This window comes from Nostoc sp. CCY 9925 (genome assembly GCF_963920935.1).
In the GTDB taxonomy this organism is placed as follows: Bacteria; Cyanobacteriota; Cyanobacteriia; order Cyanobacteriales; family Nostocaceae; genus Nostoc.
The window spans coordinates 1-1,094 of record NZ_CAWUDO010000284.1; the positions used below are offsets into that span (position 1 = coordinate 1).

The window sequence follows — 1,094 nt, forward strand, 5'->3', positions numbered from 1 at the left end:
TTATAAAACAATGACAGCAACCATTCAACGTCGCGAAAGCGCCAACGTCTGGGATCGCTTCGCCAACTGGATAACCAGCACCAACAACCGCCTTTACATCGGCTGGTTCGGCGTATTAATGATCCCCACCCTACTAGCAGCCACCGCTTGCTTCGTAATCGCCTTCATCGCCGCACCTCCAGTAGACATCGATGGTATCCGCGAACCAGTAGCAGGTTCCTTGATGTACGGAAACAACATCATCTCTGGTGCAGTAGTTCCTTCCTCTAACGCCATCGGTTTACACTTCTACCCAATTTGGGAAGCAGCATCTCTTGATGAGTGGCTGTACAACGGTGGTCCTTACCAATTGGTAGTATTCCACTTCTTGATAGGCGTATTCTGCTACTTAGGTCGTGAATGGGAACTCTCCTACCGCTTAGGAATGCGTCCTTGGATCTGCCTAGCATTCTCCGCACCAGTAGCAGCAGCAACCGCAGTCTTCTTGATTTACCCCATCGGACAAGGTTCATTCTCAGATGGTATGCCCTTGGGAATCTCTGGAACCTTCAACTTCATGATTGTGTTCCAAGCAGAACACAACATCTTGATGCACCCCTTCCACATGTTAGGTGTGGCTGGTGTATTCGGCGGAAGTTTGTTCTCTGCAATGCATGGTTCCTTGGTAACTTCTTCCTTAGTTCGTGAGACAACCGAAAGCGAATCTCAAAACTACGGATACAAGTTCGGTCAAGAAGAAGAAACCTACAACATCGTTGCAGCACACGGTTACTTCGGTCGCTTAATTTTCCAATACGCTTCCTTCAACAACAGCCGTTCCTTGCACTTCTTCCTAGCTGCATGGCCTGTAATCGGCATCTGGTTCACCGCCTTGGGTGTAAGCACAATGGCGTTCAACTTGAACGGTTTCAACTTCAACCAATCAATCATTGACTCACAAGGTCGCGTCATCAACACCTGGGCTGACATCATCAACCGCGCTAACTTGGGTATGGAAGTAATGCACGAGCGTAACGCTCACAACTTCCCCTTAGACTTGGCTGCTGGCGATGTTGCTCCTGTGGCTCTAACCGCTCCTTCCATCAACGGTTAAT

At 49.0% G+C, this 1,094-nt stretch carries 1 protein-coding gene; it reads left to right on the plus strand.

From position 1 onward, the window contains the following. Nucleotides 1–10 precede the first annotated feature (10 nt). Nucleotides 11–1,093 carry a photosystem II q(b) protein gene (psbA, locus tag ACM0OY_RS40420; RefSeq protein ID WP_414574303.1) on the plus strand — a complete coding sequence of 361 codons (1,083 nt, stop codon included), beginning with the start codon at nucleotides 11–13 and terminating at the stop codon, nucleotides 1,091–1,093. Nucleotide 1,094: the final 1 nt, after the last annotated feature.